The sequence below is a fragment of the Methylophaga sp. UBA5088 genome, from assembly GCF_002414625.1.
In the GTDB taxonomy this organism is placed as follows: Bacteria; Pseudomonadota; Gammaproteobacteria; order Nitrosococcales; family Methylophagaceae; genus Methylophaga; species Methylophaga marina.
On record NZ_DIAC01000048.1, the window covers coordinates 39,934 to 46,703 of the forward strand.

Genomic DNA, 6,770 nt, shown 5'->3' on the forward strand with positions numbered 1-6,770 from the left:
GGTCATGTTAGTCATGGTTAGCACTGCCAGCTGGATTGCATTGGGAACGGTCAAAGACCAACGGCGCGCACTTTATCCCGTTGTTTTCATCAGTATTTTACTAGGTAGTGGGCTGACATTGCTGCTAATTACGCAAAGTGTGATCGGTCTTTCTCCCTGGTATGAACCACGGTATATGATTCCATTAGCCGGGATGATTTTTGCTAACGCGATGAACAGTGTGAGTTTGGCAGCAGAGCGGTTATCTACAGAATTATCACGAAATATCGATTTCATCACCGCCAGGTATGAGGCTTTTCAGGCTGCTTTTATACCAACGATTAACTCGATGTTAGCTGTTGGTTTAGTGTCTTTGCCAGGCATGATGACCGGACAAATCTTATCAGGGGTGTCTCCCATCACAGCTGCTCACTATCAAATTGTAGTGATGTGTATGATTTTTGGTGGTTCAGGTTTATCGATTGTATTTTTCTTATGGCTGTTTAAAGCACGAATGAATTAAATTTCACGCGACAGTGCTTCGGTAGCGCTAAGGAGTTTTCCGCTTTGAAATAGAAACTGCCAGCGTCGTCCACCTTTTTGTTGCCATAACACGGCAGCACGAATACCCGTAAGAAGCAGAGCTCTTACCCGATTAATATTATCAGGCTGTTGTAGAAAGCCGGGATCACCATAGACTTGAATGCGTGGTTTTAACTCACTTAAGGTGCGTTGATAAATATCAGCAAAACGAGCAATTACTTGTGGTGACAGTATGTCACCGAAGTAATCTATCTGAGAGGGCACCTGCTGAATTTCGCGATCTATTAATGCCAGCATTTCAGGTTGCTTGGCTAATTGACGTTCAAGATGAAGCAGGCTGATAACATAACGCAATAGGTTTACATCTTTCTTGTCTTTTTTCTTGGAAAGCTGGGTGTTGAGTGCCTCAATTCCTGTTCGTAATTGACTGACTGAACCATACACAGATTCAGTATCTGGCGCATTCTCAACCAGCAAACTTTCCAACATGACTTTCATATCAGCACTATTTACCTGACCGGTTTCAGCGACTTGTTGAACTAGTGATGCAGCTTGCACGACGGCTGTAATAGCAATGGTTCGATCACGTAAACGGGGACTTATACTCATGGATGGATTCCTGGTGCATCAGTCGAGACAATAATCCCACCACCCAGACAATCATCGTCCAGATAGAACACAACAGATTGGCCCGGTGTCACCGCACGTTGTTTTTCATCAAACTCAACCTGAATATGACCGTTCTCATCCTGAGTTATCGTACAAGCTTGATCGGGTTGGCGATAGCGTGTCTTTGCTGCTGCACGACATGGGAACTGTGGCGGATGGCCAGCTACCCAAGAGAGTTCGTCTGCCGTTAAGTTTTGACTCCACAACCAGGGATGATCTCCCTGAACAACGTAAAGAATCTGATTATCCATATCTTTACCGGCGACGAACCAAGGTTCGCCAGTGCTATCTTTTCGACCACCGATACCCAGTCCCTGACGTTGACCTAATGTGTAATACATAAGCCCCGCATGCTGACCAATTTTTTCACCTTCTGGTGTTCGCATCTCACCAGGCTGAGCCGGAATATAGCGGCTTAGGAACTCACGGAAATGACGCTCGCCAATAAAACATATACCCGTACTGTCTTTTTTATCATGATTAATAAAACCGGCTTCTTCAGCAATACGTCTAACTTCGGTTTTTGGTAAATCACCCAGCGGGAAGCGTGTTCGTGATAATTGTTCCTGACCAAGCGTATATAAAAAGTAGCTTTGATCTTTTTTGTGGTCTCTGCCTTTTAACAGATGAAATTGGCCATTTCGTTCTTCAACACGTGCGTAGTGGCCGGTAGCAATGATGTCGCCACCAAGCTCAATAGCATGATCGAGAAAGGTTTTAAATTTGATTTCACGATTACAAAGAATATCTGGATTGGGTGTACGACCGGCACGGTATTCGTCTAAAAAGTGCTTGAAAACGTAATCCCAGTATTCCATGGCAAAGTTTGCTTCATGAAAGGAGATGCCAACAGTTTCAGCAACAGAGCTGGCATCTTTACGATCTTCTTCGACAGTACACTCACTTTCATCAGCGAAGTCGACCCAGTTCTTCATGAACAGGCCTTCAACATGCTCAAATTGCTGTTTTAACAATAATGCGGCGACAGAAGAATCGACGCCGCCGGAAAGTCCGACGACTACTTTATTTACATTGCTCATATTTAGTTACGTAAAATATCCAAAGGATAGCGGTGACCGTCAATATAGTCTTGGAAACAATCGCTTACAAGTGTACTACGCAGATCCGCTTGTCTGCGGCGTACCTCTTCAAAAGGTAACCAGAGGGCCTGGTGGATATCATCATCCAGCGGTTGGTCAGGATCATGATCCGACACTGTTCCTGAAAAACAGTAACGAATATAGGTTTCGCCCTTACGCGGGTGAATCCAGCGATATATTCCGACCAGTGATTGCGGATGAAACGTCCAGGCAGTCTCTTCCTTTGTCTCACGAATCACTGCGTCGATAAGACTTTCGTCTGGTTCGAGATGGCCGGCTGGCTGGTTTAATGTCATTTTGCCGTTGATTTCCTCCTCGACCAGAAGGAATCGATCGTCCTGTTCGACGACGGCGGCGACTGTTGTTCGAGGCTTCCAAATCATCTCGCCATTTTATCACGTCATTGGCATTAACGGAGAGCCATTGACCTGGTTCCAGACTATTTAGTTGCCACGGGCCAATTGCCGCTCGTACTAAACGAAGTGTTGGATGTCCGATAGCTGCTGTCATACGTCTGACTTGACGATTACGTCCTTCTGTAATTTTCAGCTCCAGCCATTGTGTTGGAATAGATTTTCGTTCACGAATTGGTGGCTGTCTATCCCAGATAGTCGGTGGACTTATCAGACGTGCTTTTGCAGGTTGAGTGAGTCCGTCTTTTAGTTCGATACCTGTGATTAATTGTTCTAACGCCTTAGTGTCTGGAATATTTTCTACCTGAACCCAGTAGGTTTTTTCTAATTTAAATCTGGGATTCGCTATTAAGTGTTGTAACTGACCATCATCAGTGAGTAATACAAGTCCTTCACTGTCACGGTCCAGTCTCCCAGCAGGGTAAATATGTTGGAGATTGATATAGTCCTTTAGCGTCTTACGACCAGCTTCATCGGTAAACTGTGTCAGCACATCAAAGGGTTTGTTAAAAAGTATCAGCTTAGTCATGATTAGTGTGTGAAACCGTTTAATGATAAAATGCTCAACTTTTTTATCATAGAGTTGTTTAGTTAAAACGTTTATTGGTCAGGTGATGGTTAAGCATCACGTTTAATATCAATCAACTACGCTTTATCTGGATGATAAAAAATTAAGCTGATGATGGCTTTTAATGGCGGGCCAAGTATTGATACTATACCAGTGCAGGCTAGCAAAAGCCGATGGATATGACATCCTGATATTGTTAGCGTAACAGTTATTATCTCCATATTACTCAAAGAGTCTTTATGGCATTAATAACTGTGGATGTGAAAAACCATAATTAAATCTATCGAGTTTAATGGTGATAGCATCAATAGGTTGTAGTGATTATGCTGCAGCTGTAATCCAAAACATCTAAGTGAGGAACGTAAATGAAAGTTGCAGATAATACTGTTGTAGTCATCGACTATACCCTGACAGATAACGATGGCAGCGTCATCGATAGCTCTGAAGCAGCAGGTCCATTAGCCTACCTTCACGGTGCGGGTAATATTATCCCAGGTCTGGAAGATGCACTGAATGGTAAAGAAGCAGGTGATGCAGTGAAAGCAAGCATAGAACCTGCAAAAGCCTACGGCGAAAGACACGAAGAATTAAAACAAGATGTACCACGCGAATTATTCAGCGGTGTTGATGATGTTCAGGTTGGTATGCAGTTTCAATCAGAAACAGAGCAAGGCCCAGTGCTTGTGACTGTTGTTGATATCAAAGATGAAACCGTCACAGTAGATGGTAATCACCCGTTAGCAGGTGTGCATTTGAATTTTGATGTAACTGTCCGTGAAGTTCGTGAAGCAAGTGCTGAAGAACTTGAGCATGGTCATGTTCATGGCGAAGGCGGTCATCATCACTAATAAGGATTTGTCCTTATAGTTGATGACTTAACTGTCTATGGAGAGACGGGCGTAAGCCCGTTTTTTCGTTTGGAATAGTGAATATGCAGGATTTAGAAACACTTAATCGTCTGTTTGGTAAAGAGGCTAAAGTGTGCTTTGTTGAGGGGCAAACAGGTATGCCCATCATTGAGGTAAGCACAAAAAAAGCTTCTGCGACTATTGCTCTCTATGGAGGGCAAATATTGTCGTATAAATCAAATGGAATGGAACATGATCTTTTTTATTTGAGTGACAAAGCCATCTACCAACAAGGCAAAGCGATACGTGGTGGTGTACCCGTTTGCTGGCCATGGTTTGGTGAAGATCCCAGTAATTTAGGTCGGCAAGCTCATGGTTTTGCCCGTAATTTGCTATGGAATGTGCTTGACTGTCAGTTACACGATGATATTGCTGAAATCACATTAGGTTTGGAATCTACAGCAACCAGTAAACAGTGGTGGCCGAGTGAATTTCGTCTACGCAAGAAAATTGTCATTGGTGATCAGCTCGATATTTCCCTGACTACTGAAAATAGAGGTGAAATACCATTTAGTATCTCAAAAGCGCTACACACGTATTTTTTGGTTGGTGAGATTTCTCAAACCATGGTGGTAGGTTTAGATGGGGTCGATTATCTGGATAAAACTTTAGACTTTTCTAAACATACACAGGTGGGTGACATTACGCCCTTTGCTGAGACCGATCGTGTCTATCTAGAATCTCCTGCTCATGTTCAGATTATTGACCAATCGTTGAGCCGAAAGATTGATATTGAACAATCTGGCGCAGATAATATTGTGGTTTGGAATCCCTGGACTCGAGCATCATTATTGAATGATATGGATGCAGACGATTATGGGCATTTTATCTGTGTTGAGACCGCCAATGCGCTGGCCAATAGCGTTATTATTGCATCTGGTGCATCGCATCAGATGCAGGTTAAATACAACGTAAGTTCAACAGCATCGTCACCTTAATGGAAGAGCTGTTTAAGACAATATGGAGTAACGAAACATGGTTATGGGCCTTAGGCATCATTTCCATCCTAAGTTTTGTTGCTTCATTAGTCTTTATCCCTTACCTGATTGTGAGAATGCCAGCCGATTATTTCACAGCAGAAAAGAGACATAAAACACCATGGGCTGATAAGCATATTGTTATCAGGACAGTACTTATTACGTTGAAAAACTGCTTGGGACTTGTGTTAGTGGTAATGGGACTAGCCATGCTAGTTTTACCAGGGCAGGGGTTGTTAACTTTATTTATCGGTCTGATCTGTCTGAATTTTCCAGGAAAATATCGTCTCGAAAAATGGTTAATTCAACAAAAAAGTGTCCAACGCTCAATTGACTGGTTACGGCAGCGTGCAGGCAGTGAACCGTTGAAGTATGACTAAATCAGGTCCATTGTTTCCGCAGTGATTCACGATGAATTTTTAACCATTGAATAGCGATGATAGGTATCGCAGACTGAATACGGCCAGTTTCAACCAGCTTATAAGCCTCCTCGAATTTCACAACGTTAACCGCAATATCCTCATCCTCTTCGGCAAGACCATGAACGCCACCCACCTCAGAGGTGTCTACTTTTCCACAGAATAAGGTCAGACATTCAGATGTACCACCGGGAGAGGTATAGAAAGCATTAATTTTCATCAGCTCCATCACTTCACAGCCAGCTTCTTCCTGAGCTTCTCGGATAGCGACGTCTTCTGGTGTTTCATTCTCTTCAACTGCACCAGCGACAATCTCAAGTAACCAGGCTTCTTCCTGCTGTTTTGTCAGAATGGCTCCGGCGCGGAACTGTTCAATAATCACCACTTCATCACGATAAGGATCATAAAGCAGCACTGCAACACAGTCGCCACGATGGAAAACTTCTCGATCAACAACCTGGCTCCAACCACCATGATAAAGCGTATGCTGGAGTGTGTATTTCTTTACGCTAAAAAAGCCTTTGTATACGGTTTTCTGATTGAGTACTTTAAACGACTTTTTAGTCATGTGAGTCTATTGTGGATGTGTTGTTGTAATGGATAAATGCCTGCTCATAGTCCATGCCCTTGAGTCGGCGAAGGACAGCAGTAAAAGTTGTCCCATCTTCTATGTGTTCAAGTTTTACAGGTAAATATGCAAGGGAAGGGGCACACCAGAGTGTGGTTTCACGTTTATTGTCCTTGTCACGATGGCGCGTGAGCTTTACGGCATCAATTTCACCCATGGGGGTTTTGATGCGTTCCTCACCCAATATGCGTATTTGATAGGTTTTTAGTTTGCCACCATCAGCAATACGATAAGTAATTTGATCACCTTTATGTTTGATTAAATCGCGCATCAAGCTGATTTGGTAGACCAGTTTATCAAGCGTATTGGGTTCGATATCCAATTGCCACGGATGTTTTCTATCATCAATCTGGGCTGTCATATCCAGCCAGTTAAATTTCATTTCCAGCCGTTTTTCTTTTTTACCACCTGTTCGAAGGTAGCGATAAAACTGTGGTTGTACCACGTTGTTTTTTAATCTCCACAAACTGGTTTCTTCAATAATGTCCGGTTTGAAGAAGGAAAATACGCCTTTGGCCTGGGAGATAGAAGTAAAGTGTCTGAGACCCGTCTGATCGGTTTCAAGG

At 43.2% G+C, this 6,770-nt stretch carries 10 protein-coding genes; 4 read left to right on the forward strand and 6 right to left on the reverse strand.

Going from position 1 to position 6,770, the window contains the following annotated elements; translation table 11 throughout:
* The coding region (locus tag B4K20_RS06420) for an ABC transporter permease (RefSeq protein WP_289282296.1) at positions 1 to 502 on the forward strand (502 nt) is incomplete at its 5' end.
* Here B4K20_RS06420 and hflD read toward each other — a convergent pair.
* Genes hflD through B4K20_RS06440 form a run of 4 tightly spaced genes read right to left on the reverse strand, consistent with a single transcriptional unit; the run spans position 499 to position 3,233 of the window.
* Positions 499 to 1,131, reverse strand: coding sequence for a high frequency lysogenization protein HflD (gene hflD / locus B4K20_RS06425; protein ID WP_289282297.1), 633 nt, complete (start codon positions 1,129 to 1,131; stop codon positions 499 to 501). The two genes, B4K20_RS06420 and hflD, sit on opposite strands and share 4 nt — an antisense overlap.
* Entirely contained in the window at positions 1,128 to 2,231 is a 1,104-nt protein-coding gene (gene mnmA / locus B4K20_RS06430) for a tRNA 2-thiouridine(34) synthase MnmA (protein ID WP_289282298.1), read from the reverse strand. Before mnmA ends, hflD begins: the two co-directional genes overlap by 4 nt.
* Before the next feature lie 2 nt (positions 2,232 to 2,233).
* Positions 2,234 to 2,614 carry an NUDIX hydrolase gene (locus B4K20_RS06435; protein ID WP_289244793.1) on the reverse strand — a complete coding sequence of 127 codons (381 nt, stop codon included), beginning with the start codon at positions 2,612 to 2,614 and terminating at the stop codon, positions 2,234 to 2,236.
* Positions 2,520 to 3,233 carry a pseudouridine synthase gene (locus B4K20_RS06440; protein ID WP_289282299.1) on the reverse strand — a complete coding sequence of 238 codons (714 nt, stop codon included), beginning with the start codon at positions 3,231 to 3,233 and terminating at the stop codon, positions 2,520 to 2,522. The genes B4K20_RS06435 and B4K20_RS06440 overlap by 95 nt, the downstream gene beginning before the upstream one ends.
* 404 nt (positions 3,234 to 3,637) lie before the next feature.
* Here B4K20_RS06440 and slyD point away from each other — a divergent pair, with 404 nt between their 5' ends.
* The 3 genes from slyD to B4K20_RS06455 all read left to right on the forward strand — a co-directional run bounded on the left by slyD (position 3,638) and on the right by B4K20_RS06455 (position 5,537).
* Positions 3,638 to 4,120 (forward strand): peptidylprolyl isomerase, encoded by a 483-nt coding sequence (gene slyD, locus B4K20_RS06445; RefSeq protein ID WP_286304465.1) that lies wholly within the window; start codon positions 3,638 to 3,640, stop codon positions 4,118 to 4,120.
* 83 nt (positions 4,121 to 4,203) lie between these two features.
* Positions 4,204 to 5,118, forward strand: a complete 915-nt coding sequence (locus B4K20_RS06450; protein WP_289282300.1) for a D-hexose-6-phosphate mutarotase — start codon at positions 4,204 to 4,206, stop codon at positions 5,116 to 5,118.
* Entirely contained in the window at positions 5,118 to 5,537 is a 420-nt protein-coding gene (locus B4K20_RS06455) for a PGPGW domain-containing protein (RefSeq protein ID WP_286304467.1), read from the forward strand. Before B4K20_RS06450 ends, B4K20_RS06455 begins: the two co-directional genes overlap by 1 nt.
* Position 5,538: 1 nt before the next feature.
* Here the strand turns inward: B4K20_RS06455 and B4K20_RS06460 are convergent, their stop codons facing one another.
* Positions 5,539 to 6,144 carry an NUDIX domain-containing protein gene (locus B4K20_RS06460; protein WP_289282301.1) on the reverse strand — a complete coding sequence of 202 codons (606 nt, stop codon included), beginning with the start codon at positions 6,142 to 6,144 and terminating at the stop codon, positions 5,539 to 5,541.
* On the reverse strand, positions 6,137 to 6,770 hold a 634-nt coding region (locus B4K20_RS06465), incomplete at its 5' end, for a DUF3108 domain-containing protein (RefSeq protein WP_289282302.1). The genes B4K20_RS06465 and B4K20_RS06460, both read right to left, overlap by 8 nt.